The sequence below is a fragment of the Pusillimonas sp. NJUB218 genome (assembly GCF_003788685.1).
GTDB lineage: Bacteria > Pseudomonadota > Gammaproteobacteria > Burkholderiales > Burkholderiaceae_B > Neopusillimonas.
The window spans coordinates 125,658-151,779 of sequence record NZ_NQMK01000004.1 but is presented as its reverse complement, the minus strand read 5'-3'; the positions used below and the strand labels follow the sequence as shown (position 1 = coordinate 151,779).

Below are 26,122 nucleotides of genomic sequence, written 5' to 3'. Positions count from 1 at the left end.
TGTTTATGGCCATTCAATCCGACGCCCTAACCGGCAACGCTCCGCAACGCATTGTCAGCCCGCAAACCAGCTCGCCGGGCGAAGACTCTATTGAACGGGCCTTGCGCCCCAAGCTGCTGGCCGAGTACGTGGGTCAGCACAGCGCACGCGAACAGCTTGAAATTTTTATTGCCGCGGCACGCAAACGCGGCGAAGCGCTTGACCACGTGCTGCTGTTCGGCCCTCCAGGCTTGGGCAAGACCACCCTGGCTCATATTGTCGCCCACGAAATGGGCGTGCAACTGCGCCAAACGTCGGGTCCCGTTCTTGAGCGCCCGGGCGACCTGGCCGCATTACTGACCAACCTTGAAAAAAACGATGTCTTGTTCATCGACGAAATTCATCGCTTGTCGCCCGTTGTTGAAGAAATCCTGTACCCCGCCCTCGAAGACTTCCAGATCGATATTTTGATCGGCGAGGGGCCGGCTGCACGCAGCGTAAAAATCGACCTGCAACCTTTTACGCTCGTGGGCGCAACAACACGCGCCGGCATGCTGACCAACCCATTGCGCGACCGCTTCGGCATTGTCTCAAGACTTGAGTTCTACAACGTCACAGACCTGACCCATATTGTGACGCGCAGCGCCAACCTGCTTAATGTCAGCATTACCCCCGACGGCGCCACCGAAATCGCGCGACGCGCGCGCGGTACGCCGCGTATTGCCAACCGGCTGCTGCGCCGGGTACGCGACTATGCCGAGGTCAAGTCGAATGGCGTTATCAACGAACAAACCGCGGGTGCTGCACTGGCCATGCTCGACGTCGACCCGCAAGGCCTCGACCTGATGGACCGCAAGCTGCTGGACGCGATTATTCACAAGTTTGATGGCGGCCCAGTGGGTGTAGACAGCCTGGCTGCGGCTATCGGCGAGGAACGCGACACCATTGAAGACGTAATCGAACCGTATCTGATACAGCACGGCTACCTGCAGCGCACCCCGCGTGGTCGTATGGCAACACACACGACCTGGCGGCACCTGGGGCTGACGCCCCCGAGCGCCGCAGGCAATACGCCCGACTTATTTTCCTAGTCAATCAACCCAGAAAAAGCAGAGCGTCCGAAGAACTAGTCGTTATGGCAGTTCTTCATTTTGCCGGTGCCAACGCTGCGCCAATATCGAGCTGAAGATGAGCTGCAACAAATGAAAAATCATCAACGGCAAAACCATGACCCCAGCCACCGATGAGGTAAACAAAACCTGTGCCATCGGCACCCCGCTGGCCAGGCTTTTCTGGGCACCGCCAAAGATCGCGGTGATTTGATCTTTGCGCCCAAAACCAAACACTTTGGCAAGGGTATGCACAAAAACCATAGCCAAAGCAAGAAACACCAAACTAATAACAACTAAACCGGCGACCATAGACGCCGATATCTGTTGCCAGATACCGCCGATAACCGCTGCGCTGAAGGCACTATAAATAACAAGCAGAATCGACCCGCGATCTATAAATGACAGCGCCTTGCCTGCCTTGCGAAAGGCATTATCAAAATAGGGCCGCAAAATATGACCAGCAATGAACGGCAACATAAGTTGCGCGAAGATGCTGGCAACGGAGTCAATAGGCGACGCTGCTCCCGTCGTCGGTGTGATAAGACCATTCACCAAAAAAGGCGTAATGACGATACCCAGCAGCGTAGAGGCCGACGCGCCGCAAACCGCCGCCGGAACATTGCCACGAGCAATACCTGTCAGGGCAACCGCCGACTGCACAGTAGCTGGCAGCATGCACATGTAGAGCACCCCAAGATAAAGCTCATCGTTGATCAGCGGCAACAGCAAAGGCTTCAAAGCGAAACCCATCACAGGAAAGAACACGAAAGTGCAAGACAGTATCAGCGCGTGTAAACGCCAATGCGTCAGACCGTCGATGATGGCCTGACGTGACAACTTGGCCCCGTGCAAAAAAAACAGCAAGGCAATCGCAACTGTCGTGACATGTTTCAGGACAACGGCAAAACTGCCATAGGCCGGCAGCACGCTGGCCAGCACGACGGTGCCAACCAACATAAAAGTGTAAGTATCGGGAAGAAAAGGTATTCGTTTCATGAGAGGTATTAAATTCCGCGTCAAGAGTCAGACCGGCTGCGTGAGACCCACGCAACGCAAGACCTCTTCTCCGTAGGCATCGCGCTTACGTACGCCGACGCCGCTGATATGCCCCAGCTCTTCAAGGGTTTGCGGGCAGGCCAGCGCCAATTCGCGCAGCGTGGCATCGTGAAAAATAACGTAGGCTGGTACCCCATGGCTACGCGCCACCTCGGCACGCCAGGCGCGCAGGTTTTCAAAGCGCTGTTGCGCCTCGGGCGGCAAGTCGGGCTGCGCAGTACGCGGCTTGGCCACGCGTGATTGCCGCGCAGCCTTTTCGGCTTCACGCCGAAACATCAGCATGGTTTCACCTTTTAGAACGGGGCGACTGGCATCCGTGAGCGCAAGGGTGCCATAGCCCTCGTGATCGACCGCCAATATATTCATGGCCAATAACTGGCGCAACACGCCGCGCCAGGCCTGTTCCGACAAGTCGTTACCCACGCCGAATACAGTCAAGGTCTCGTGCTGATTCTGACGGACGCGATCAGTAAGTTTGCCGCGCAAAATGTCAATTAAATGCCCGCCCCCAAAACGCTGGTTTCGTTCGCGCCACAAGCGGTAAACGGCCGACAGCATTTTTTGTGCGGCCACTGTGCCATCCCAGGCCTGCGGCGGCTCCAGGCAAGTATCACAGTTACCGCAGGGTTCGATCTGCTGATCAAAATACGCTAGCAAGCGCTGACGCCGGCAATTGACCGTTTCGCACAAACCCAGCATGGCATCGAGCTGTTGCCCCAGTCGTCGCTTGAATGCCGTATCTCCAGGCGACTCATCGATCATGCGGCGTTGCTGCATGACGTCTTGCAAGCCATAAGCAAGCCACGCCGTAGCCGGTGCACCGTCGCGCCCAGCCCGGCCGGTTTCCTGATAGTAGCCTTCGACAGACTTGGGCATATCGATATGAGCGACAAACCGCACATCAGGCTTGTCGATGCCCATGCCAAAAGCAATGGTTGCCACCATGACAATGCCGTCTTCACGCAGAAAGCGGGCCTGGTTCTCGGCGCGCTGCGTAGCGCTTAACCCGGCGTGATAGGGCAAAGCCTGTACACCCTGGCGGCACAGGAAATCGGCGGTTCCTTCGACCTTGGCACGCGACAGCGCATACACCACGCCACAATCACCGTCATGCTCGGTCTGAATAAAATTGAGCAACTGACGACGCACCTCGTTTTTTTCAACAATGCGATAGCAAATATTGGGGCGATCGAAACTGGAGACAAACTGCTGTGCACCGTCGAGCTGCAAGCGATGTACGATTTCGTGCCGGGTAGCGGTCGTGGCGGTGGCCGTCAAGGCAATGCGCGGCACTTCAGGCCAGCGTTCGGCCAGCACCGACAACCCGAGATACTCGGGCCGGAAGTCGTGTCCCCATTGCGAAACGCAGTGGGCTTCGTCAATAGCGAACAGCGCCACTTTGCCGCGCGACAACATGTCGAGACAACGATCGCTCAGCAAGCGCTCGGGCGCGACATACAGCAGGTCGATTTGGCCCGACTGAAACGCCTGTTCGACCTGACGCGCCTCGCGCCAATCGAGCGTGGAATTCAAAAATGCAGCCCGCACGCCCAGCTCGAGCAACGCATCGACCTGATCTTGCATGAGCGCGATAAGAGGCGACACGACCACACCCACACCAGGCCGGACCAAGGCGGGAATCTGATAGCACAGTGACTTACCGCCCCCGGTAGGCATGAGCACCAAGGCATCGCCACCGGCGACGACATGTTCAATAATGGCTTGCTGATTGCCCCGGAAGGCGTCGTAACCAAAAACCTGCTGAAGGGTATCGAGGGGGTCGGGGCTGAAGGACATCACGACATTTTAGTATGAAGAGCCGTTTCAGTTTATTTCGAAGCGCTTGCCCACTGCTGCCCGATCGCGCAAACTTCAGACTATGGAAAAACCGCTTACCAAAGTGCTGGTCGTCGACGACGACCCCGCCCTGCGCCAACTGCTGGCCGACTACCTCAACCGGCACCACTACGACACCCTGCTGGCGCCCGACAGTCGCGACCTCGAAATGCGCATTGAACGCTATTCGCCCGACCTGATCGTGCTTGACCGCATGCTCCCTCACGGCGATGGCGCGGATGCCTGTCGCCGCTTGCGTCAACAAGGGGAAGACATTCCGGTCATTTTGCTGACGGGCAAAGATGAAACCGTCGACCGCATCATCGGCCTTGAGGCCGGCGCCGACGATTACCTGGGCAAGCCCTTTGACCCGCGCGAGCTGCTGGCGCGCATCGAGGCCGTATTACGGCGCAAAAAAGGCGCCTCGGCCCTGGTCAAAGAACAAGCTGTCGAATTCGGACCGTTCCGCTTCGACCCGGTACTACGCCAGCTCTTCAAAGATGACGAGGTCATCAAACTCACCGGCGGCGAAGTCAACCTGCTAGAAGCGCTGATACGTAACCCGGGCAAGCCCTTGTCGCGCGAGCGCCTGCTCGCCCTGGCCCGCGACGACGACGAAGGCGAACGTAACGACCGTGCCATTGACATTGCCGTACTGCGCCTGCGCCGCGCCATTGAAGACGACCCCAAACAGCCGCGCTGGATCCAAACTGTATGGGGTATTGGCTATCGGTTCTCGCCATAATGGCCAGCTTTAAAAACAAACTCGGCATACTGGTGCCGCGCTCGCTCAGCGCGCGCCTTATTCTGCTTACGTTGGGTACTTTGCTCGTGGTTCAGGCAGCCACTTTGGCTACGGTGGCTCATTTCAGGCAAAAATTTACCGAACAAGTCACGGTCGAAGTCACGGCTACAACCATCCGTACCTTGCGCCAATCGCTCGCCAAAGTACCGGCGGCAGAGCGGGCCGAGTTTGTTCGCCAGGCCTCGCGTAACGAATGGCGGCTATGGTCACGCACATTGCCGGCCAACGCACAGCTCGAGCGCCGCATTCGGCGTGACAACGACGCAGGACACCAACGCCCTGGGGCCACGCCGCCAAAACCCCCACCAGACAACGACTTGCGCCGCGAACTACGCTATTTTGTCGATGCCCTCAACGCACGGCTCGATGATGGCACTCGTGTCGGGCTGTCACGCGGGCCGGTGCCGCGCCTCTACATTTCGCTGGCACCCAACGAAAACCCCGAAAGCAACGCCCAAGAATGGTTGGTCATTCCGTTGGATCAGCTGGCCCCGCCCGTAAGCACGCCAGCGATTCTGGCCTGGCTGGGCGGCATGGGCCTACTGCTTCTTGTGGCTGCCGCTTTTTCATGGCATATCACCCGACCACTTACACGGCTATCGCGAGCGGCTGACCAATTGGCCGCCGGCAAACCACAGCGGGTTGAACCCGCCGGGCCAACGGAAACACGTCGCCTGGGCGAGCGCTTCAACGCGATGCTCGATACGCTGGCAGAGTCCGATGCTGTCCGACGGACGTTGTTGGCCGGGCTGCCTCACGACTTAAAAGGCCCGCTGGCCCGCATGCGGCTGCGCGCCGAAATGCTCGACAGTACCGACGCGCAAGAAGGCTTTCGTAAAGACATTCACGATATGCAGCGCATCATCGACCAGTTCATCGGGTTTGTGCGCGGCACCGATTTAAGCACGTACACCTTTGCCACGCTTGACCTGCGCCACTGGCTTGAAGAGCAAATCAGTGCCTGGGAAAGCGCCGGGAGCGATGTGCACATGATCGCGCTGCCAGACACCGAAGTCATGATCAATGCGGATCGTACAGCCCTGGCCCGACTCATCGACAACCTCGTCACCAACGCCCTTAACCACGCCACGCCGCCTGTCGAGGTTTCGCTGTCAGTCACCCAGCACCACGCCGTAATCACCATTACCGACCATGGCAAAGGCATCGATCCAGAGCGCCGCGCCGAGGCGTTGCGACCTTTTTCGCGGCTGGATGACGCCCGAACCCTGACGGGGTCAGTCGGGTTGGGGCTGGCATTATCGGACGCGATTGTGAAAGCCCATCAGGGCACCATGAAGTTGGGCGAAGCTGCGTCGGGCGGGCTGGCCATAACAATCAGCCTGCCGTTGCTTTCAGGCGGGCAAACTAAAGCCTGAACTGCGGCGGCTTGGGTGCCTTGGAAAGACCAAACATGCGCCAGTACACCCAGATATTGAATACCAGCGCAACCGGCAAAGCCACGACAACGGCAGCCAAGATAAGACGTAAAGTTTCAACCGACGCCGCGCCGTCCCAGACCGTAATGTCGTCGAGCACCAGATAAGGGAAGAAACTGTACCCCAGACCACCTAGCGTGATCAAAAAGACCAATAGCGTCATGACGAACGGGAGCGCAGTCACTCGATGGCTGTACTGGATGGTACGTTGCAAGCTCATTTCGATGGTCATGAAACTGACCAGCGTAAACACCCAAAGCCCGACAACGACTGTCCATTGAGGGCCATCGCTCCAGCGCAAAAACACGCCCGTGTTCGCAAAAGCCAATACTAACGAGACAGCCACCGAACCGGCCGCTGCCCATCGCACCGACTGCCGCCCCCACCAGGCGGCACGAATACGCAGTTCACCTGGCTCGCGCATGATGAGCCAGGTTGCACCCAGCAAACTGTAGGCCGCAATAGCGCAAGCCCCGACAAAAACCGCATAGCCAAAATAACCAGTACCTGGCTCGTAACCCACGACAATGCGCCCGAGCAAAAACCCGTGTGCAAAAGCCGTTAACCAGGAACCCCACGCAAAGGCCAATGACCAGCGATTTTGCAAATGCACGGGCGCACGCAGACGCAGTTCGAATGCAGCAGAGCGCACCATAACACCGATGGCCAGCAACGCCATGGGTAGGTACAAGGCCTGCATGACGGGCCCCCAAGCGTTAGGGAAGGCCGTCAGAAAAAGCCCCATACCCAAGATCAGCCAAAATTCGTTGGCGTCGCGCCACGGACTCAGCAACGCAAGCATACGCGGCCGTAATTCGGCCGCAGCAAACGGTACTAGACAACCCACCCCGATGTCGAAGCCATCGAGGACAGTACCCGCCACAATAATGGCGTAAAACACCGCCATGAACACCAGCGGCATCCAGAATTCGGGCGCATGAGCGTCGATGCCCAACAAGGCAACCAGTGTGTCGATCATGCCCGCCCCCTACGCCGCGCCACAGGCACGACGCCATAACGTACTGAGTAATTCAGCAACTGAATAAAACCGGCCAGCAACAGCACGTACACGACCCCGTAGGCCAGTGTGGTGGCGAACAAGACATCGTTGCTTTCGGAGACGGCCACTTCAGCCAACGTCACCGTACCGTACACCGCAAAAGGGGCCTGCCCCAGCCACACATGGACCATGAACAAGCCTAACAATGCCCAGCCCACGTAACGGCAAGCGGATAAACCACGGCGCCATCCCTGGGGCAGCGCCGTGAGCTCGAAAGCATGGCGACGCAAATAAAGCAGCGTCAACCAACTGAAGAAAAACACGCCGCCCGCCAAAATTACCAATAGCCGCCAAGACCAGAACGTGAGTGCCACCGGAGCATGCATGCCTGCGAACTTGTCGAGCCCCAACGACACACCGATTTCATCAACCCCCAGCCAAGGTCGCGCCAGATCGGGCAGGACCACTGAAAAAAGATTGCGTACACCGGATTCGCTGGGCCACGCCAGGAGCGGAAGGTCGGGCGCGGAACCCGAGACCCAATAGGCTGCAGTTGCTGCAGCCTTGGCTGGCTGGTTTACAGCGACCTGCACGCCATACAAAGCCAGCAGCACAAACAACACCACACTGCCCGCCGCCGCCAGGCCAAGGCCGGTTTGAAAAACACTACGATCAGTATCGTCGACGGTGTGATGCAACGAGTGTCTCGCCGTCACGCCCATCATGAGGAACCCCGCGACCAACGCCGAGATCACCAACGCCAACCCAAGAAAAGATGGGAAAAAGGGGTTAAAAATCAAGGCGTACCAGTCAACCACACGGTACAGACCATCGGAGAACTCGGCGCCCGTCGGCGACTGCATCCAGGACATCAGCACCATGGCCCAGGCCAACGCCAGGGTCAGGCCTATGGCAACCAGCACAACCATGACGGTATGCAGCGTATCGGACATGCGACGCTGTCCAAACAACATGGCGCCCAAAAAGCATGATTTGAAGACAAAGGTTGTGATAATGACGGCAGCCATTAGCGGGCCGGCCACATTACCCATTTTGCCCATAAGACCGGGCCAGACACTGCCCAATTGCACCAGTACAGGCACACCAGCGGCCATAACCAATATGGCTGTCAGGGCAAATACCCTGACCCAAAACCGGTAGGCGGCCACATAACGCGACTGAACCCCGCCCCTGGCACGCAGCTTGAAAAAAACCAGTACCCAGGCCAGCCCGACCTGTGTCAAAAGAAACAGCCCCAGAAAACCCAGACTGAAAAAAAACTGGAGCTGGGACAACCAAAGTGGTGAGTTCGTCATGATTTGCCAAAGTTGGACGCCACATAATGCTAACCGCGGACGGGTAGACAGGCAAATAGTGCAGAACGTGGCAAAATGCTTCTTTTGTATTGCTCTCTTGTATCGCACGTTCGTGCCCCCTTCTATGTCGACCGAATCCAGCTCACCTGCCCCCTCAAATTTTCTGCGCACTATTATCGAAAACGATCTGGCAAGCCATCGCTTTGCCGACAAACGTTGGGCCGGCAAACCCGGTCCTGCCGCCGTGCAGCAGCAAGGCGAGCCCGACGTCGCCAAGATACGCACGCGCTTCCCGCCCGAACCCAACGGCTACTTGCATATTGGGCATGCCAAAAGCATTTGCCTTAACTTTGGTCTGGCGCGCGATTACCAGGGGGCATGCCACCTGCGTTTCGACGACACCAACCCCGAAAAAGAAGATGACGAGTACGTGCGCGCCATCATCGACACCGTTCAATGGCTAGGCTTCAACTGGGAACACAACGGCGAAACCAATCTTTATTTCGCCAGCGACTATTTCGAAACCATGTACGGTTTCGCGCAAGCCCTGATTCGCGGCGGCTATGCCTACGTCGATGAACAAAGCCCCGACGAAATGCGCGCCACGCGCGGCACACTGACCGAAAAAGGCACAAACTCGCCCTGGCGAGACCGCCCCGCCGACGAATCACTGCAATTGCTGCAAGAAATGCGCGATGGCAAACATCCCGACGGCAGCATGGCCCTGCGTGCAAAAATCGATATGTCCTCGCCCAACATGAATATGCGCGACCCGGTGCTTTACCGCATCCGCCATGCGCATCACCATCGTACGGGTGATGCCTGGTGCATTTACCCCATGTACACGTGGGCGCACCCCGTCGAAGACGCCCTCGAGGGCATCACTCACAGCATTTGCACCCTCGAATTCGAAGACCAACGGCCCTTCTACGACTGGATTCTTGCGCGCCTCGTCGAACTTGGACAGTTGGCCGAGCCCCTGCCACACCAGTACGAATTTGCGCGTCTGAACCTGAGCTACGTTGTCACCAGCAAACGCAAGTTGCTTCAGTTGGTGCGTGAAGGGCACGTTGCGGGCTGGGACGACCCCCGTATGCCTACATTGGCGGGTTTGCGCCGACGCGGCTATACGCCAGCGGCTATTCGTCTGTTCTGCGAACGTCTAGGCGTATCCAAGGCCGATTCCCGCATCGACTACAGTATCCTCGAGCAAGCCCTGCGCGACGACCTCGACCCCATCGCCGATCGTGGTGTGGCCGTTCTCGACCCGCTCAAACTGGTGATTACCAACTACCCAGAAGGCCAGACTGAACTGTGCCACGCGCCTCTTAACCCGCATGAACCCGAGGGTGGTCAGCGTGAGTTTCCCTTCAGCCGCGAACTCTGGATCGAACGCGACGACTTCCGCGAAGACCCGCCCAAAAAGTACTTCCGTCTTTTCCCAGGCAACACAGTACGGCTCAAGTATGGCTATATCGTCACCTGCACCGGCTGCGTCAAAGACGAGAACGGCAACATTACCGAGGTCCATGCCGAATACCTGCCCGACACAAAAAGCGGTACCCCCGGTTCGTCGGCCGTCAAAGTCAAAGGCAATATCACCTGGGTCAGCGCCGCACACGCCATCCCGGCCGAAATCAGGCTCTACGATCGCCTGTTTTCCGACCCGCACCCCGACGCGGGCGACAAGGACTTCCTGGCGGCCATTAACCCCGACTCATTCCAGGTCGTCCAAGGCTGGCTCGAACCCGGCACGGTAGCTTCACCCGACAAAATCTGGCAATTCGAACGTTTGGGGTACTTTGTGGCCGACCGGGTCGACTCGACCCCCGAAAAGCCCGTGCTGAACCGTGCCGTTACGCTGCGCGATACCTGGGTTTGAGGTGCTTTGCTGTGACTGACTCGCCCCATAAAAAAAGCCCGCTGGCACTCGACTTCAAAAGCGCTACGCTTTACGCCGTACGCGTTGTATTGCATAGCGCCGATTTGTCCGAACTACTGGCCTCGCTTGACCAGCGTATGGCCGACGCGGGCAGCTTCTTCGAAAACGAAGCGGTCGTCATCGATGCACAAGGACTGAACGACGCTGTCGACTGGCCAACCTTGATCAGTGCGCTACGCAAACACCAACTGCGGCCGATCGGGGTCATGGCCAACGACAGCAACCTCGAACAGGCCCGCCAATGCGGCCTCGAGCCCGTCGACTTGTCCAGCGCACCCGTACGTTCAACCGCACCGACCGAGACTACTCCGCCGCCTATCGTCGCCAAACCTGCTGCGCCATCGGCCACGACCAAAACGGGCTCAGCATCGGCCAAAGCCGAACCCGCCAGCCCAACGTCAAAAGCCAGCCCAGCTAACGCTCCCGTCAACGCTCAACGCGCGCCAGCCCAATCCGGCGACACCGAGCCAACAAGTACCGGCAACCAACCAGTTGCCGCCATGGTCATCAACCGCCCTTTGCGGTCGGGCCAGCGCATCTATGCTCGCGGCACCGACCTGATCGTCATCGGCATGGTCAGCCAAGGCGCCGAGGTTATCGCCGACGGCAACATCCACGTTTACGGCCCCCTGCGGGGTAAGGCCATGGCGGGTGCCCGTGGCGATACCAGCGCCAAAATATTCACCACCCAGCTCAACCCCGAACTGCTCGCCGTCGCTGGCGTGTATCGCGTGGTCGAATCGGCGCTTGATCCGGCTTTGGCGAACCAGCCCGCCATCGTCCAGCTCGACGGCGAAACTTTACAGATTGTGCCGCTTGGTACAAAAGGGTAGGCGCCGCTGCCATGTGGCGGCGGTTTTGCATTACGATTACGTGATTCACAAAAACACTTAAGGGATTGATATCGTCATGGCGCGAATTGTTGTAGTAACTTCCGGCAAAGGCGGTGTGGGGAAAACAACCACCAGTGCCAGCTTTTCTTCTGGCCTGGCCATGCGGGGGCATAAAACCGTCGTTATCGACTTCGACGTCGGCCTGCGCAACCTCGACCTCATCATGGGTTGCGAGCGGCGGGTGGTGTATGACTTTGTCAATGTCATCCAGGGCGAAGCAACACTCAAGCAAGCGCTCATTCGCGACAAGCAACTTGAAAACCTTTACATTTTGCCGGCGTCACAAACGCGCGACAAAGACGCCTTGACCAAAGAAGGCGTTGAGAAAACTCTGAACGACCTGAAAGACATGGGTTTCGAATACATTGTCTGCGATTCACCCGCAGGTATCGAAACTGGCGCGCTGATGGCGTCTTATTTTGCAGACGATGCCATCGTCGTTACCAACCCTGAAGTCTCCTCGGTACGCGACTCTGACCGCATTCTGGGCATTTTGTCGTCCAAATCGCACCGCGCCATTCACAGCGACGAGCCCATCAAAGAATACTTGCTGCTTACCCGCTATAACCCCAAGCGTGTGGTCGACGGCGAGATGCTGTCTTTGCAAGACATCGAAGACATCTTGCGCATCAAACTCATCGGCGTTATTCCCGAATCTGAAATGGTATTGCAGGCCTCGAACCAAGGCGTACCCGCCATTCACATGCGTGATAGCGATGTCTCGCTGGCCTACCAAGATGTGGTGGCACGCTACCTGGGCGAAGAAAAGCCGCTACGGTTCATCGACTACGAAAAACCCGGGCTTTTGAAGCGCCTGTTCGGGGGTAAGTGATATGTCTTTCTTGTCTTTCCTGCTGGGCCAAAAGAAAACATCCGCTAGTGTGGCCAAAGACCGGCTGCAGCTTATTCTTATTAACGAACGCGGCGGCGACAGCAAGGCGCCCGACTTCTTGCCCGAGCTTCAAAGAGAGCTGCTCCAAGTCATCTCGAAATACGTGCAAATTAATCCGGACGACATCAAGGTCAACGTCGACCGGCACGATTCGCTCGAAGTGCTCGAAGTCAAAATCGAAATGCCGCAAGTCGAAGCGCGACGAGTTTAAGCGCCTGACTCATGCAACGGCCACCATTTTTCGGTGGCCGTTTTTTTATGAGCATGCTGCACTGATCAAAGGCCCACTGGCCGCCGGCATCGCACGTCCCCTGCGGGGCTACCCATCGGCCAAACGCCGCGCGAGGCGATTGCGGAACTCACGGGATTGATCAGCGCCGGATTATCCTAATTCCACCGTTTGCCCTTTAGGGCCTGTCGTCCTTCGTCATTTATCTACCGTCTTATCTTCGGCGTCTGTCTATAAGCCATCTCGTAGTATTTATCACTCGGGGAGGTTTTGACCGGGATATCAAGCACTCGCGTTTAACCGTGCTCAATCAACGACATTTATTGAAGTACGAATATGCCATTACGTTGGTGCAGGTTTGGCCTGGGTGGGCCCAAGGGCTTGAGCACGCCGTCGAACGGGCGTTGACCGAGGATGCAAGTGCGCGACTGTTTGAGCCGGCGTTTTCGACCCATTGGGTCGTGCCGGCGAGTTTCGCGCACGCCTCGGGCTGCGTTCGTTTGACGGGTAGCCCCGCAGGGGCCGTGCGATGCCCCGCCGGGCCTGCCCAGGCCAAACCGGCGCCCGCAAGCACTGAAACCAACACCCCCGATCAACGCAGCAGCAAAAACAACAATAGCAACCCAATAAAAAACGGCCACCCAAAAAGGTGACCGCTCTTGCCTGAAGCAGCTACTGGTTTACTGGCGCTTGCCGATTTGATCGCCGACAACACCACCAATTGCCGCACCACCCACAGTGCCCAGAACGCTACCACCGGTAATGGCCGCACCCGCCACGCCACCTACACCGGCGCCAGTAACTGCGCCCTTTTGGCGGCTGCTCATGCTGTCCCAGCTAGAACAGCCAGCGGCGGCTACAGAAACCAAAGCAACAGCAGCAAGTTTTGTAATTGTCGTCAATGTCATGGTGACCTCCTGAATAATGTGCAGGTTGATGTCTGCGATGACTCTAGAGTGCCAAAATTTTCGGCGCCAAATGTGAGCTTACGCAAACAATGTATCAGGAAATAAACCAACACCCCAAGAATAATTAAGGCGAACGTCAGAAGCGTAACAGCGTAACTGCGGGGCCAGCCACCCATTGTCTGACAACTGGATACCCCGCAATTTGTAACAACTCACTTGAGTGCTTTGTAGCGTATACGCTTTGGTTTCGCGCCTTCTTCGCCTAGACGACGCTTCTTGTCGGCTTCGTATTCCTGATAGTTGCCATCGAAGAACACGACTTGCGAATCGCCCTCGAACGCCAGAATATGCGTGGCGATACGATCGAGGAACCAACGGTCGTGGCTGATGACCATGACGGTACCGGCAAACTCAAGCAAGGCATCTTCCAACGCACGCAGTGTTTCTACGTCGAGGTCGTTCGATGGCTCGTCGAGCATCAGGACGTTGCCTCCGGCAATAAGCGTTTTGGCCAGGTGGAAACGGCCACGCTCACCCCCGGACAAATTGCCGACCAGCTTGTTCTGGTCGCTGCCCTTGAAATTAAAACGCCCCAGATACGCGCGGGAAGACATCTCGAACTTGCCTACCGTGATCAAGTCGGCACCATCGGACAGCGCATCAAAGACCGTTTTATCGTTGGCCAAGGCATCACGCGACTGGTCGACATGCGACACCTTAACGGTTTGCCCGATTTTCACCGCGCCAGAATCAGGTTGTTCGGCACCTGAAATCATGCGGAACAACGTTGATTTACCCGCGCCGTTAGGGCCAATGATACCGACGATGGCCCCTGGTGGGACTTTAAAGCTGAGGTTGTCGATGAGCAAACGGTCGCCAAATGCCTTGCTGACGCCATCGAACTCAATCACTTCGTTACCCAGGCGATCGGCCACAGGAATGAAAATTTCCTGGGTTTCGTTGCGCTTCTGGTATTCGTGAGACGACAGTTCTTCGAAACGAGCCAGACGCGCCTTAGCCTTGGCCTGACGGCCTTTGGGGTTTTGACGCACCCATTCAAGCTCTTTCTTGATGGTGCGCTGACGGGCTGATTCGCTCGCCTCTTCTTGCTTCAAACGATTATCTTTTTGCTCGAGCCACGAACTGTAATTGCCCTTCCAGGGAATGCCGTGGCCGCGATCCAGTTCCAGAATCCATTCGGCAGCATTGTCCAGGAAGTAACGATCGTGGGTGACGGCCACGACGGTACCCGGGAACTTGCGCAAAAACACTTCCAGCCATTCAACACTCTCGGCGTCAAGGTGGTTGGTGGGCTCGTCGAGCAAGAGCATGTCGGGTTTGGACAACAACAACCGACACAAGGCAACGCGACGCTTTTCACCCCCGGACAACTTGCCGACAACGGCATCCCAAGGCGGCAAACGCAAAGCGTCGGCAGCGACTTCCATTTGAGTTTCGATGTCGTCGGCACCGCTGGATGCAGCGGCTGCGATCACAGCTTCAAGTTCGGCCTGCTCGGCAGCCAGCGCGTCAAAGTCAGCGTCGGGCTCGGCATAGGCCGCGTATACAGCGTCAAGGCGCTTGCGCGCTTCAAACACGTCACCCAGGCCTTCTTCAACCGCTTGTCGCACCGAAGACTCGGGGTTCAGCTGGGGCTCTTGAGGTAGATATCCAATTTTGATGCCCGGCATGGGCACGGCTTCGCCTTCAATTTCTTTGTCGACACCCGCCATGATCTTGAGCAGTGTCGATTTACCCGCACCGTTCAGACCGAGCACGCCAATTTTGGCCCCCGGGAAAAAAGAAAGCGAAATATCACGCAGAATCTGTCGCTTCGGCGGCACGATCTTGCCCACGCGATTCATGGTGTAAACGTATTGAGCCATGCTATGAAAGGAACCCGTAAAAGTAAGACAAAAGACGATTGTAGGCCGTCTTGGCAAATAAAACTAAAATGGAGGTTTGACCCGAAGATTGCAAGCCATGGCCAACACACCAACGTCCCCGCAGCCGCTAACGTTTACCGACGAAGAAATCGATTACCTGGGCCGCACCGCGGACGCGCTCAGCGCCTACATTGGCAAACCCGTATTGGCCGAAATTATTGATGCCGACGAAACCGGTTTCGAATGGGTCGTATTCGGCATCCCGCTCGACGTCGCCGACGACGCCGAGAACCACGTGATTGTGGCGATTGGCGGCCAAAACGCCCGCATCATTGGCAACAAAGGGGGCATAGACATCAAAGACGAAGTCTATGACTGCGAATACCTGTGGGCCATTCAGTTGTCTGACCTGGAAGGCGTCAGATTCATCAAGGTCGACCACGAAGGCGAAGAAGTGGCCTGGAGCGATGACATCGGCGGCATTTTGCCGTTCGAGCTAAGCGACGAGCCCCTACCCGACATTGACGAAGAAGATGATGACGATAGCGGCGATGAAGACAACGCCGACGACACCTTCAGCCCGCACCGAGCGCCCCCCGGCTTGCATTAAACACAACCCGTAACGACTCGGCTGTCCCGCAAAAAACTGGGCGGCAAACATGCCGGCCCAAAAAACAAAACCCGGCCAGTAGGCCGGGTTTTATAAAAAAGCGCTTGGTATCAGGCCTTTTTTACTTTTTCGAGCATTTTAAATACGCCTTTAGGCGATTTAATAAACAAACGCTTGAACGCTTTGCCCAGGCAACGACGTTCGATCGTGTTGCGCCGGTTACGCTTGACTTCTGCCATGACGAATTCTCCGAATAGCGGGTCTTGAACTATAACTAACCCACCATTCTACCGTAAACTTGGCCGTTGCCTCAAATCTCCTGTTGCGTTGTTACTTATGAGCTCTTCAATTCGCATTTTTGGCGCCCGCCAGAACAATCTGAAAAACCTTGACGTCACCATAGACACCGGCAAACTGCTGGTCGTTACCGGGGTGTCGGGGTCGGGCAAGAGCTCGCTGGCTTTCGACACTTTATACGCAGAAGGCCAGCGGCGGTACGTTGAAACGTTTTCGCCTTACGCGCGTCAGTTTCTCGACCGTATGGACAAGCCGCAGGTTGACCGTATCGAGGGCATACTGCCGGCCATCGCTATCGACCAGGTCAACCCCGTGCGCAATTCGCGCAGCACAGTGGGCACCATGACCGAGCTGAATGACCACCTGAAACTGCTGTTTGCCCGAATGGGGCAGTTGTACTGCCGCTGCTGCGGCAACCGGGTCATACAAGACGATGCCGCCACAGTGCGCAATGCACTGGCCGAACGTACCGCTGGCGCCGACCCGCGTCTGGTCATCACCTTTCCTATCGGTATCCCGGCTAATTTCACCGAAGACGAAATTCGCGGCTTTTTAGACCAACAGGGCTACACCCGCATCCACCACGAAGAAACCGTCGACATCTCCGTCGATGCAACGACCCCGACTACACAGAAGAAGGGCAAAAAAACCGGCACAACCACCCCGACCGCCAAACGAGTCCTGCATGTCATTCAAGACCGTTTCCGCTTAAGCAATGTCGACCCAAGCCGTTTGGGCGAGGCCCTGGAAACCGCATTCAAGCAAGGCGACGGCCACATCACCGTATATGCCTCGGACAGCGCCGACGGCCCAGAGACGGCATGGCGCTTTAGCAACCGATTGCATTGCGCCCAGTGCAATATTGATTATGCCCGCCCACTGCCCAGCACCTTTTCGTTCAACTCGCCTTTGGGCGCTTGCGAAGCCTGCCGGGGCTTTGGCCGTGTCATGGGCATCGATTACGGCCTGGTCGTGCCCGACGACACCAAAACCTTGCGCGAAGGGGCCATAAAGCCATGGCAAAGCCCTAGCTATAAAGAATGCCAGGCCGAGATGCAACACTATGCTGACGCGGCAGGCGTACGTTTAGATGTTGCCTGGAAAGCACTATCGCCAGACGAGCGTCATTGGGTCATCCATGGCGATCCGGCCTGGCGCGGCGGGCCGCAAGCCTGGAAAACCCAGTGGTACGGCGCGCAACGCTTTTTTGACTGGCTTGAGACCAAAGCGTACAAAATGCACGTACGTGTTCTGCTGTCGAAGTACCGCAGCTACACGCCCTGCCCGACTTGCGGCGGCGCCCGGCTCAAGCCCGATGCCACCTTGTGGCGACTAGGGAAGTCCCATGTACCGGTCAACCCGCTTTACCCCCGCTTCAAACCGGTTCATGCACAGTTTGACGATGCACGGCTAAATGCGCTGCCTGGGCTTGGCCTGCACGACCTTATGCGTCTGCCTATTGAGCAGGTTCGCACCTTCTTCCAGACACTCAGCTTCGGCGATGCGCTAGATGCCGCGCTTGACCTTTTGATGACAGAGGTACGTACCCGCCTCGACTTTCTTTGTGACGTCGGACTGGGATATTTATCGCTCGATCGCCAAAGCCGCACCTTGTCGGGCGGCGAAGTGCAACGCATCAACCTGACCACCGCGCTGGGCACATCGCTGGTGAACACTCTGTTCGTGCTCGACGAACCGTCTATTGGCCTGCACCCGCGCGACATGAACCGCATCGTCGAAGTCATGCACCGCTTGCGCGACAATGGCAACACCCTGGTGGTCGTTGAGCATGATCCCCAAGTCATGGTTGCGGCCGATCGCATTCTGGACATCGGCCCCGGGCCGGGAGAACGCGGCGGGCACATCACATTCGACGGCACGCCCGCTCAACTGCGCGAAGCCGACACGCTAACCGGCAACTACCTGGGCAATCGCCTGCGCGTTGAAGCGCCACGACCGCTAGCCGTCCAGCCGTCAACACCCAAACTGTTGCTCGAAGGCGTGCGGGCCAATAACCTCAAGAACGTATCAGTATCTATCCCGCTGGGGCGACTTGTCTGCGTCAGTGGCGTTTCTGGTTCTGGCAAATCCACCCTCATTCAAGACGTCTTGTATCCGGCGCTGCTCAAACGCCAGGGCAAGCCCACCGAAGCGCCAGGGGAGTTCGAACATCTGCTGGGCGCCGAGCAAATTGCAGACGTGGTCATGGTCGACCAAACGCCCATCGGGAAAACCGCCCGATCGAATCCAGCCAGCTACGTCGGCGCATTCGACGCCATCCGCAAACTCTTTGCCCAAGCCGATCTGTCCAAAGAGCGCGGCTACACACCGGGTACATTTAGCTTCAACAGCGGCGATGGTCGATGCCCGACATGCGGCGGCACTGGCTTCGAACATGTCGAAATGCAGTTCTTGTCCGATGTATACCTGCGCTGTCCCGACTGTGACGGCAAACGCTTCAGGCCCGAGATTCTTGAAGTGCGTGTGGAGCATCTCGGCCGGACAGCATCCATCGACGACGTGCTGAACATGACGGTGCGCGAAGCGCTTGATTTCTTTGCGGGCCTGCGTGACGTGCAATGGGGCCTGAGCCCGCTGGCCGATGTGGGTCTGGAATATGTCAAGCTGGGGCAGCCGGTGCCCACCCTCTCGGGCGGCGAGGCCCAACGCTTGAAACTTGCCGGGCACCTGGCCTCCGCGTCGCGCAGCGGTATATCGTCTGCCAAGGTCGCCAAGAAAGGCAGCCTGTTTTTATTCGACGAGCCGACCAGCGGCCTGCATTTCGACGATGTCGCCCGCCTGATGCGAGCATTTCGTAAACTGCTGGCGGCCGGGCATTCGTTGCTGATTATCGAGCACAACCTTGATGTGATTCGGGCGGCTGACTGGGTCATCGACCTGGGACCAGAAGGCGGTGATGCGGGTGGGCATATTGTGGCGGCCGGTACTCCGGCCGACCTAATGGCGCACCCCGTGTCACACACCGGAAAGGCGTTAACAGAATACGAGCAGTCTATCGTTGGCGCGGGCGCAACAACCGCCGCTGCGCCGCTGGCCGAGCCCGCCCCAGTCTACCGCGACGCACCCCGAACAATTGATATCCTGAACGCCCGGGAGCACAACCTGAAAGGCGTCAACGTTCAGATCCCGCGCGACACCTTTACCGTCATTACCGGGGTGTCGGGGTCCGGCAAGTCGACACTGGCCTTCGACATTCTGTTCAACGAGGGGCAACGTCGCTATCTCGAGTCACTGAACGCCTATGCACGAGCCATTGTCCAGCCTGCCGGCAAGCCCGATGTCGACGCCATTTACGGTATCCCACCGACAGTCGCCATCGAACAGCGCACCAGCCGTGGCGGCCGCAAGTCAACCGTCGCCACCATGACCGAAATACATCACTTTTTGCGCTTGCTTTACGTCAAGCTGGGTACGCAAATGTGCCCCGAGTGCAATGTGCCGGTGCAATCACAAACAGCCGACCAGATCGCCGCGCAAATTTTGCGCGACAAAAAGGGGGAACACATCGGCATACTGGCACCCCTGGTGACCGCGCGCAAAGGCTACTACACCGACATGGCCAAATGGGCCGCTGGCAAAGGCTATACGCATCTGCGTGTCGATGGCGAGTTCACCCCCGTCAGCCCTTGGCCGCGCCTTGATCGGTACAAAGAGCACACCATCGAACTACCCGTCGCCGACCTGGTCGTTGACCCGGCCAACGAAACAGAACTGCGCCAGGCCTTGCGCACCGGCCTGGAGTTCGGGCATGGCAGCCTGAGCGTGTTGTCGCCTTTAACTCGCCAGACGGGTTCGCTCGAACGCAGCATGCACCTGCTGTCCGAACACCCCGAACAGATCCATTTCTCGGTCAAGCGCGCCTGCCCTTGCTGCGGCACCAGCTTCCCCGAACCTGACCCCCGCATGTTTTCGTACAACTCAAAACACGGCTGGTGCACCAGTTGTTTTGGTACTGGCCTTCAGTTGCAAGGGTTTGACGACACCCAAACCGGTGAGGAAACTGCCTGGAACGCATGGTTCGAAGGCGAGGCGCAACCCTGCAAAGCCTGTCATGGCGAACGGCTCAACCCACAAGCGCGGGCGTTCCGGTGGCGTGACAAATCTATTACCCAACTCACCGCACAATCTGTCGCCGAGGCGCAAACGTTTTTCAGCGGCCTCGTCAGTCGAGGGCGCGAAGCCGAGATTGCGCGCGACATCCTGACCGAAATCAAGGGACGCCTGAACTTCATGGAAACGGTCGGCCTGGGCTATCTGGCGCTCGACCGTTCCGCGCCAACATTGTCCGGCGGCGAAGCCCAGCGTATTCGTCTTGCGGCGCAGTTGGGGTCCAACTTGCAGGGCGTGTGCTACGTACTCGACGAACCCACTATCGGCCTGCATCCACGCGACAACGAGATTTTGCTCAATGCCTTGAGCAAACTCGAAGGCAATGGCAACACCCTGGTCGTTGTCGAGCACGATGAGGACACCATCCGTCGCGCCGCCCACGTCATTGACATGGGCCCCGGCGCCGGCGTGCGCGGCGGCCGGGTCGTAGCGCAAGGCACTGTTGAAGACCTGATGAACGACCCGCAGTCGCTGACGGGCCGTTATCTGAAGCACCCAGTACAGCACCCCGCACAACCCCGGCGCAACGTAAATGAGCACGATCGATGGATACGCCTGAAAGGCGCTCATTTGCATAATCTGCAAAACGTTGACGTCGATATCCCGATAGGCCGTCTGAGCATCATCACCGGCGTGTCAGGCTCCGGAAAATCGACCCTGGCGCGCGAGGTGTTACTCGACAATCTGGCTCGCGTCGTTGGCAAAAAAACCGCGCCCGAATGGCAGGGCTGCACGCAAATCTCCGGTTACGACGTCATTGACCGTGTGCTCGAGGTAGACCAGACACCTATTGGCAAGACACCGCGTTCGTGCCCAGCTACCTATGTGGGCTTTTGGGATGACATCCGCAAACTGTTTGCCAACACCCGCGATGCGCGACTGCGCGGCTGGGGTGCCGCTCGATTCTCCTTCAATACCGGCGAAGGTCGCTGCCCCATATGCGAAGGGCAAGGGCTGCGCACGATCGAAATGAGCTTCCTGCCGGACGTCAAAGTGCCCTGTGACGCCTGCAACGGTGAACGTTTTAACCGCGACACGCTGGACGTCAAATGGCAAGACAAAAGTGCAGGCGATCTGCTGAAAATGGACGTAGACGACGCCATTGAGCACTTCTCGGCGCACCCGAAAATCTTGCGGGCGCTCAAGCTTATGCAAGACGTGGGCCTGGGCTACCTGACGCTGGGCCAGCCCTCGCCGACGCTTTCGGGCGGCGAAGCCCAGCGCATCAAGCTGGTAACCGAGCTGACCAAAGCCCGCCTGACTGACGGCGTCATCACCACTGGACGGGCTTCAAGCGCACCCCACACACTTTATGTGCTCGATGAACCGACTGTCGGACTTTCAATGGCCGACGTTGAAAAGCTGACGCACGTTCTTCATCGACTGGTCGATGCGGGCAACACCGTTGTCGTCATCGAGCACAACCTTGATGTGATTGCCGAGGCCGACTGGATCGTGGATATGGGGCCCGAAGGCGGTACCCATGGGGGCCGCCTGGTCATGGCAGGCGCACCCGAAGCACTGATGGCCGGCGCAGATAAATCGCACACCGGGCGTGTACTGAAGACGTTTATGGAAAGCGGCGCGTCAGCAACCACTGAATAGCTTCGCCAGCGGCGGCCATCCCCATGGTCGCCGTCACCATCACTGAGGAGCCATAGCCCGCGCATGACAGGCCCTGCGGGCCTGACGCCGCATCGTCGGTTTGCCACAAGGCGGGCAGTACGGCGGGCTGGTCGAACCAAACCGCACGCACACCCATTTTTGGAATGCGGCGCGGGGCTTTGCCGGCCGCAGCAGCCGCCCGAGGGTAGCCGTGCTGACGCCGCAACGTATTGCGCAGCTTTGACAACAAGGCGTCGTTTTGCGTGACCGATAAATCTGAGGCGCGCAGAGACGTCGTGGCGGTTTTGCCGCCGGCGCCGCCGCATACCACCACAGCGATGTTGCGACGACGCGCTTCGAGGATCATGGCCAGCTTGGCCGAGACCTGATCGGTGCAATCGATGATGACATCGACATCGTCGGAAAAAACGGTCTGAATGTTGTCGGGGGACACGAAATCGTCGACCAGCACCTGCCGACAACCCGGGTTAATGCCTGTGACCCGGTCGGACATGGCTTGTACTTTGGACTGTCCCAAGGTGTCTGACAGCGCATGCAACTGACGATTGATATTCGACTCGGCAATGTGGTCGAGGTCGATCAGCGTTAACGCGCCTACCCCGCAGCGCGCCAGCGCCTCGGCACACCACGAGCCTACGCCCCCTAAACCCGCCACGGCCACGTGCGCTCGTTGAAAGACCGCCGGTGCATCGTCGCCATACAGGCGCGCCAAGCCGCCGAAGCGTCGTTCTGTATCAACAGGTTCTGGAATTTGCATCATGACATCATGGAACTGTGGGTCGGGTCGTATTACTATTAGACCATGCCCGATCCGCGGCACCCGAAGTTTCCGGCAAGTATCGTGACACAATCGCAGCCCTTTTCACCCCCCGGCCATATCCCCAACCCCCACGCTTTTCGGCGACTGACCGAAGACGAACGACGCGCCTCGCTTGAAGACTACCTGAAGCACTGGCAAAAAGGCCACGATCTGTGGGTTTTTGGCTATGGCTCTTTGGTCTGGCGCCCCGAGTTCGACTTCATCGAGCGACGGCTAGCGCTGGTTCGCGGCTATCATCGCTCGCTCTGCCTATGGTCACGCATTAACCGCGGCACGCCCGAACAACCAGGCCTGGTGTTTGGCCTTGAAAACGGGGGCTCGTGTCGCGGCATGGTGTATCGGGTAGCGGCAAAACACGTTCCCGACGTGCTCGACGAGCTCTGGAAACGTGAAATGCCCAGCGGTGCCTACGTCCCACGGCACTTAAGCTGCCATACGCAGCACGGCGCCGTAGGTGCCCTGGTATTTACCATGGACAAGACCAAAGACAGCTACGTCCGCGACCTGCAAACGCATCAGCTGGTCGACATTGTGCGACGAGCACACGGGACGTATGGGCCATGCATCGAATACGTCATTGAAACCAACCGTGCACTCAAAGACGCTGGTATTCACGATCGCAAGCTCGACGACCTGGTGCGCCACCTGAACGGTGCTGCGCCGTCCTGAGCCTAACCCCGCCTTTAAACGCTCCTTCATTTCTCTACGCCCACATGTCCATCGCCGATATCCGACAACAGTACCGTAAAGGCGTCTTGCTTGAAAACGCCATCGCCAGCAACCCGTTCGATCAGTTCAGCACCTGGTTTAACGACGCCCTAAAGGCCGAAGTCATCGAGCCCAACGCCATGACATTGGCTACCGTCCAGAATGGCCAACCCTCGGCACGCATTGTCTTGCTGAAAGGGTTTGACGCCCGCGGCCCAGTCTTTTTCACAAACTACGAGTCTGACAAAGGACAACAGCTGCACGCATCGCCACGCGCTGCGTTGCTGTTTTTCTGGCCCGAACTTGAACGCCAGGTGCGTTTCGAAGGCATCGTCGAAAAAGTACCGGCTGCAGAGTCCGACGAGTACTTTCATAGCCGCCCACTCGAATCGCGCATTGGCGCCTGGGCGTCACCGCAAAGTCGCCCAATCAGCCGCGATGCCCTCGAACAGCGCGTTGCAGACCTCGCCGCCAAACTAGGCAGCGAGCCCGCGCGGCCCGAGCACTGGGGCGGCTACCGGCTGACGCCACATCGCGTCGAATTCTGGCAGGGCCGCCCTTCGCGCCTTCACGACAGACTTTGCTTTACGCAGCAGCCCGACGGCCAATGGGCCTTACAGCGCCTGGCGCCTTAAGACGTGGCTGATACCGACTGTATTGTTCTGGGCGCCGGTGTCATTGGATTGGCGATTGCACGGTCTTTGGCGCGACAAGGACGCGACGTCCTGATCGTCGAATCAGAGGATCAGTTCGGCAGCGGCGTCAGCGCCCGAAACTCTGAAGTCATACATGCCGGCATTTATTACCCGACCAACAGCCTGAAGGCCAGGCTGTGCGTCGAGGGCAAAGCGCTGCTGTATGCGCACTGCCGCGAATACGGGGTAGCGCATCGGCAAACCGGGAAGCTCATTGTGGCCACGTCGGCCAACCAATTAGACAAGCTCAAAGCATTGGCGCGCCAAGCCGGGCAAAACGGGGTCCACGACCTGCATTGGCTATCGAGCGAACAGGCCACGGCGCTTGAACCCGAACTGCAGTGCCTGGCAGCGTTGTGGTCGCCGTCAACCGGCATTATCGACAGCCACGGCCTGATGCTGAGTTTGCTGGGCGATGCCCAGCGCCACGGTGCGCAAGCCGTATTCCGCACGCCTTTGCTGCACGGTGAGCGACTCGATTCAGGCCTATTGAAGTTGTCTTTTGGCGGCGAATCGCCAACCACCCTGACGGCACGCACTGTGATCAACGCGACAGGACTTCAAGCGCCTGACGTTGCATCTCGACTGCCCTGGCTGACCAATCTCGCCATACCCAAAGCGTGGTACTGCAAAGGCACCTACTTTGGATTACAGGGCCGCACGCCTTTTACCCATCTGATTTACCCTATGCCCGACACCGCCGGGTTAGGCATCCATTTAACACTTGATCTGGCCGGCCAGGCCCGCTTCGGCCCCGATACCGAATGGGTCGACACCATAGACTACAGCCTTGACCCGGATCGGAGCACCGGCTTTTATGCCGCCGTGCGACAATACTGGCCGGATTTGCCCGACGGTGCCCTGGTGCCGGCGTATACCGGAATACGGCCTAAAATAGGGCCCCCAACTGCGCCCGCCGCCGATTTTTTAATTGCCGGCCCAGAAACGCATGGCGTTGAAGGCTTGCTTCATTTGCTGGGCATAGAGTCGCCGGGCCTGACGGCAAGCTTGGCCATTGCACACCACGCAAGCCAACAAATCGATCGAACACTTACCTGAAACACACACAATGAACGACTACATTCTGACTTTGTCTTGCCCAGACCGTATTGGTATCGTGCACAGCGTCACCGGCTGGTTGCTGTCCCTTCACGGCAATATTATCGATGCCCAGCAATTCGGCGACACCGAAGTCGAACGCTTCTTTTTGCGTGTGCATTTCAAACTACCCGAGCATCACGACGCCGGAGCCCTTGAGGCCCGTTTTGCGCCGATTGCAGAAAAATTCGAAATGCAGGCCCGTATTTACGATGCCAAACGCAAGGCCCGATTGCTTATTCTGGCCAGCAAGCAAGGCCATTGCCTTAACGACCTGCTGTTCCGCACCCATAGCGGTCAGTTGAATGTCGACGTAGTGGGCGTCGTATCGAACCATAACGACCACGCCGGTATGGCCGCAGCCCACAACGTACCCTTCCATCACTTCCCGGTCACACCCGAAACCAAGGCCGCGCAGGAAGCAAAAATTCTGGATCTGGTCGAATCAGAAAAAATCGACTTGGTCGTACTGGCCCGCTACATGCAGATTTTGTCGCCCGAAATGTGCAGGGCCTTGTCTGGCCGGGCCATTAACATTCACCACAGTTTCTTGCCCAGCTTCAAGGGTGCACGCCCCTACCATCAGGCACATGCCCGTGGCGTGAAAATTATCGGCGCCACCGCCCACTACGTCACGTCCGACCTGGATGAAGGCCCAATCATCGAGCAAGACATCGAACGTGTCGACCACGCCATGAGCGCACAGCAATTAACCCAGGTCGGCAGCGATGTCGAATCCCTGGTGCTTGCCCGCGCGGTTCGCAGCCATGTCGAGCATCGCATTTTGCTCAATGGCAACCGCACGGTGGTGTTCCGCTAACCCAAAGCCGCAGGGTTGCGGCGATGG

Annotated in this window: 21 protein-coding genes; 13 read left to right on the top strand and 8 right to left on the bottom strand. The window is 58.0% G+C overall.

The window, feature by feature from the left end; translation table 11 throughout:
• Window positions 1-5: 5 nt before the first annotated feature.
• Window positions 6-1,070: a Holliday junction branch migration DNA helicase RuvB gene (gene ruvB / locus CHR62_RS07110; protein WP_093969252.1), complete on the top strand. Its 1,065-nt coding sequence runs from the start codon at window positions 6-8 to the stop codon at window positions 1,068-1,070.
• A 42-nt stretch (window positions 1,071-1,112) separates the two neighbouring features.
• On the opposite strand, the gene CHR62_RS07105 is transcribed toward ruvB, so the two are convergent.
• Together CHR62_RS07105 and recQ are read right to left on the bottom strand one after the other, a co-directional pair.
• Window positions 1,113-2,087, bottom strand: coding sequence for a bile acid:sodium symporter family protein (locus tag CHR62_RS07105; protein WP_123660464.1), 975 nt, complete (start codon window positions 2,085-2,087; stop codon window positions 1,113-1,115).
• 27 nt (window positions 2,088-2,114) lie between these two features.
• On the bottom strand, window positions 2,115-3,944 hold the full coding sequence (recQ, locus tag CHR62_RS07100; RefSeq protein WP_123660463.1) for a DNA helicase RecQ: 1,830 nt from the start codon (window positions 3,942-3,944) through the stop codon (window positions 2,115-2,117).
• Window positions 3,945-4,026: 82 nt separating this feature from the next.
• Between recQ and CHR62_RS07095 the strand changes: the two genes are divergently transcribed.
• Together CHR62_RS07095 and CHR62_RS07090 are read left to right on the top strand one after the other, a co-directional pair.
• Window positions 4,027-4,728, top strand: coding sequence for a response regulator (locus CHR62_RS07095; protein WP_093969255.1), 702 nt, complete (start codon window positions 4,027-4,029; stop codon window positions 4,726-4,728).
• Complete coding sequence (locus CHR62_RS07090; RefSeq protein WP_123660462.1) at window positions 4,728-6,164, top strand: ATP-binding protein; 1,437 nt, start codon at window positions 4,728-4,730, stop codon at window positions 6,162-6,164. Before CHR62_RS07095 ends, CHR62_RS07090 begins: the two co-directional genes overlap by 1 nt.
• Here the strand turns inward: CHR62_RS07090 and CHR62_RS07085 are convergent.
• Window positions 6,154-7,203: a cytochrome d ubiquinol oxidase subunit II gene (locus CHR62_RS07085; protein WP_123660461.1), complete on the bottom strand. Its 1,050-nt coding sequence runs from the start codon at window positions 7,201-7,203 to the stop codon at window positions 6,154-6,156. The two genes, CHR62_RS07090 and CHR62_RS07085, sit on opposite strands and share 11 nt — an antisense overlap.
• Window positions 7,200-8,540 (bottom strand): cytochrome ubiquinol oxidase subunit I, encoded by a 1,341-nt coding sequence (locus CHR62_RS07080; protein ID WP_093969258.1) that lies wholly within the window; start codon window positions 8,538-8,540, stop codon window positions 7,200-7,202. The genes CHR62_RS07085 and CHR62_RS07080 overlap by 4 nt, the downstream gene beginning before the upstream one ends.
• A 124-nt stretch (window positions 8,541-8,664) precedes the next feature.
• Here CHR62_RS07080 and CHR62_RS07075 point away from each other — a divergent pair, with 124 nt between their 5' ends.
• From CHR62_RS07075 to minE, 4 genes are all read left to right on the top strand, one after another.
• Window positions 8,665-10,422, top strand: a complete 1,758-nt coding sequence (locus CHR62_RS07075; protein ID WP_093969569.1) for a glutamine--tRNA ligase/YqeY domain fusion protein — start codon at window positions 8,665-8,667, stop codon at window positions 10,420-10,422.
• A gap of 11 nt (window positions 10,423-10,433) precedes the next feature.
• Window positions 10,434-11,315 (top strand): septum site-determining protein MinC, encoded by an 882-nt coding sequence (gene minC, locus CHR62_RS07070; RefSeq protein WP_173862495.1) that lies wholly within the window; start codon window positions 10,434-10,436, stop codon window positions 11,313-11,315.
• Between the two features lie 76 nt (window positions 11,316-11,391).
• A complete protein-coding gene (minD, locus tag CHR62_RS07065; protein ID WP_093969259.1) occupies window positions 11,392-12,207 on the top strand; it encodes a septum site-determining protein MinD in 816 nt (271 codons plus the stop codon).
• A 1-nt stretch (window position 12,208) separates the two neighbouring features.
• Window positions 12,209-12,478, top strand: a complete 270-nt coding sequence (gene minE, locus CHR62_RS07060; protein WP_093969260.1) for a cell division topological specificity factor MinE — start codon at window positions 12,209-12,211, stop codon at window positions 12,476-12,478.
• Between the two features lie 698 nt (window positions 12,479-13,176).
• Here minE and CHR62_RS07055 read toward each other — a convergent pair.
• Window positions 13,177-13,404, bottom strand: coding sequence for a glycine zipper 2TM domain-containing protein (locus tag CHR62_RS07055; protein ID WP_093969262.1), 228 nt, complete (start codon window positions 13,402-13,404; stop codon window positions 13,177-13,179).
• Window positions 13,405-13,616: 212 nt separating this feature from the next.
• Complete coding sequence (gene ettA / locus CHR62_RS07050) at window positions 13,617-15,290, bottom strand: energy-dependent translational throttle protein EttA (RefSeq protein ID WP_123660460.1); 1,674 nt, start codon at window positions 15,288-15,290, stop codon at window positions 13,617-13,619.
• A gap of 97 nt (window positions 15,291-15,387) precedes the next feature.
• On the opposite strand from ettA, the gene CHR62_RS07045 reads away from it, so the two are divergent.
• On the top strand, window positions 15,388-15,900 hold the full coding sequence (locus CHR62_RS07045) for a hypothetical protein (RefSeq protein ID WP_123660459.1): 513 nt from the start codon (window positions 15,388-15,390) through the stop codon (window positions 15,898-15,900).
• A gap of 110 nt (window positions 15,901-16,010) precedes the next feature.
• On the opposite strand, the gene CHR62_RS15935 is transcribed toward CHR62_RS07045, so the two are convergent.
• Complete coding sequence (locus CHR62_RS15935) at window positions 16,011-16,139, bottom strand: hypothetical protein (protein WP_255416184.1); 129 nt, start codon at window positions 16,137-16,139, stop codon at window positions 16,011-16,013.
• 97 nt (window positions 16,140-16,236) lie between these two features.
• On the opposite strand from CHR62_RS15935, the gene uvrA reads away from it, so the two are divergent.
• Window positions 16,237-21,933 carry an excinuclease ABC subunit UvrA gene (uvrA, locus tag CHR62_RS07040; protein WP_123660458.1) on the top strand — a complete coding sequence of 1,899 codons (5,697 nt, stop codon included), beginning with the start codon at window positions 16,237-16,239 and terminating at the stop codon, window positions 21,931-21,933.
• Here uvrA and CHR62_RS07035 read toward each other — a convergent pair.
• Complete coding sequence (locus CHR62_RS07035) at window positions 21,899-22,711, bottom strand: ThiF family adenylyltransferase (protein WP_093969266.1); 813 nt, start codon at window positions 22,709-22,711, stop codon at window positions 21,899-21,901. The genes uvrA and CHR62_RS07035 overlap by 35 nt on opposite strands.
• Before the next feature lie 81 nt (window positions 22,712-22,792).
• On the opposite strand from CHR62_RS07035, the gene CHR62_RS07030 reads away from it, so the two are divergent.
• From CHR62_RS07030 to purU, 4 genes are read left to right on the top strand one after another with little or no spacing between them, the layout of a single operon-like run.
• A complete protein-coding gene (locus tag CHR62_RS07030; protein ID WP_370318045.1) occupies window positions 22,793-23,443 on the top strand; it encodes a gamma-glutamylcyclotransferase in 651 nt (216 codons plus the stop codon).
• Between the two features lie 44 nt (window positions 23,444-23,487).
• Window positions 23,488-24,117: a pyridoxamine 5'-phosphate oxidase gene (gene pdxH, locus CHR62_RS07025; RefSeq protein WP_123660456.1), complete on the top strand. Its 630-nt coding sequence runs from the start codon at window positions 23,488-23,490 to the stop codon at window positions 24,115-24,117.
• A 3-nt stretch (window positions 24,118-24,120) separates the two neighbouring features.
• Window positions 24,121-25,236: an NAD(P)/FAD-dependent oxidoreductase gene (locus CHR62_RS07020; protein ID WP_123660455.1), complete on the top strand. Its 1,116-nt coding sequence runs from the start codon at window positions 24,121-24,123 to the stop codon at window positions 25,234-25,236.
• 10 nt (window positions 25,237-25,246) lie between these two features.
• On the top strand, window positions 25,247-26,095 hold the full coding sequence (gene purU, locus CHR62_RS07015) for a formyltetrahydrofolate deformylase (RefSeq protein WP_093969270.1): 849 nt from the start codon (window positions 25,247-25,249) through the stop codon (window positions 26,093-26,095).
• Window positions 26,096-26,122 lie beyond the last annotated feature (27 nt).

What these genes read in the sequence shown, in the direction of transcription:
- ruvB (WP_093969252.1), top strand. Translation starts at nt 6, where the DNA reads ATGGCCATTCAATCCGACGCCCTAACCGGCAACGCTCCGCAACGCATT.
- CHR62_RS07105 (WP_123660464.1), bottom strand. Translation starts at nt 2,087, where the DNA reads ATGAAACGAATACCTTTTCTTCCCGATACTTACACTTTTATGTTGGTT.
- recQ (WP_123660463.1), bottom strand. Translation starts at nt 3,944, where the DNA reads ATGTCCTTCAGCCCCGACCCCCTCGATACCCTTCAGCAGGTTTTTGGT.
- CHR62_RS07095 (WP_093969255.1), top strand. Translation starts at nt 4,027, where the DNA reads ATGGAAAAACCGCTTACCAAAGTGCTGGTCGTCGACGACGACCCCGCC.
- CHR62_RS07090 (WP_123660462.1), top strand. Translation starts at nt 4,728, where the DNA reads ATGGCCAGCTTTAAAAACAAACTCGGCATACTGGTGCCGCGCTCGCTC.
- CHR62_RS07085 (WP_123660461.1), bottom strand. Translation starts at nt 7,203, where the DNA reads ATGATCGACACACTGGTTGCCTTGTTGGGCATCGACGCTCATGCGCCC.
- CHR62_RS07080 (WP_093969258.1), bottom strand. Translation starts at nt 8,540, where the DNA reads ATGACGAACTCACCACTTTGGTTGTCCCAGCTCCAGTTTTTTTTCAGT.
- CHR62_RS07075 (WP_093969569.1), top strand. Translation starts at nt 8,665, where the DNA reads ATGTCGACCGAATCCAGCTCACCTGCCCCCTCAAATTTTCTGCGCACT.
- minD (WP_093969259.1), top strand. Translation starts at nt 11,392, where the DNA reads ATGGCGCGAATTGTTGTAGTAACTTCCGGCAAAGGCGGTGTGGGGAAA.
- minE (WP_093969260.1), top strand. Translation starts at nt 12,209, where the DNA reads ATGTCTTTCTTGTCTTTCCTGCTGGGCCAAAAGAAAACATCCGCTAGT.
- CHR62_RS07055 (WP_093969262.1), bottom strand. Translation starts at nt 13,404, where the DNA reads ATGACATTGACGACAATTACAAAACTTGCTGCTGTTGCTTTGGTTTCT.
- ettA (WP_123660460.1), bottom strand. Translation starts at nt 15,290, where the DNA reads ATGGCTCAATACGTTTACACCATGAATCGCGTGGGCAAGATCGTGCCG.
- CHR62_RS07045 (WP_123660459.1), top strand. Translation starts at nt 15,388, where the DNA reads ATGGCCAACACACCAACGTCCCCGCAGCCGCTAACGTTTACCGACGAA.
- CHR62_RS15935 (WP_255416184.1), bottom strand. Translation starts at nt 16,139, where the DNA reads ATGGCAGAAGTCAAGCGTAACCGGCGCAACACGATCGAACGTCGTTGC.
- uvrA (WP_123660458.1), top strand. Translation starts at nt 16,237, where the DNA reads ATGAGCTCTTCAATTCGCATTTTTGGCGCCCGCCAGAACAATCTGAAA.
- CHR62_RS07035 (WP_093969266.1), bottom strand. Translation starts at nt 22,711, where the DNA reads ATGCAAATTCCAGAACCTGTTGATACAGAACGACGCTTCGGCGGCTTG.
- pdxH (WP_123660456.1), top strand. Translation starts at nt 23,488, where the DNA reads ATGTCCATCGCCGATATCCGACAACAGTACCGTAAAGGCGTCTTGCTT.
- purU (WP_093969270.1), top strand. Translation starts at nt 25,247, where the DNA reads ATGAACGACTACATTCTGACTTTGTCTTGCCCAGACCGTATTGGTATC.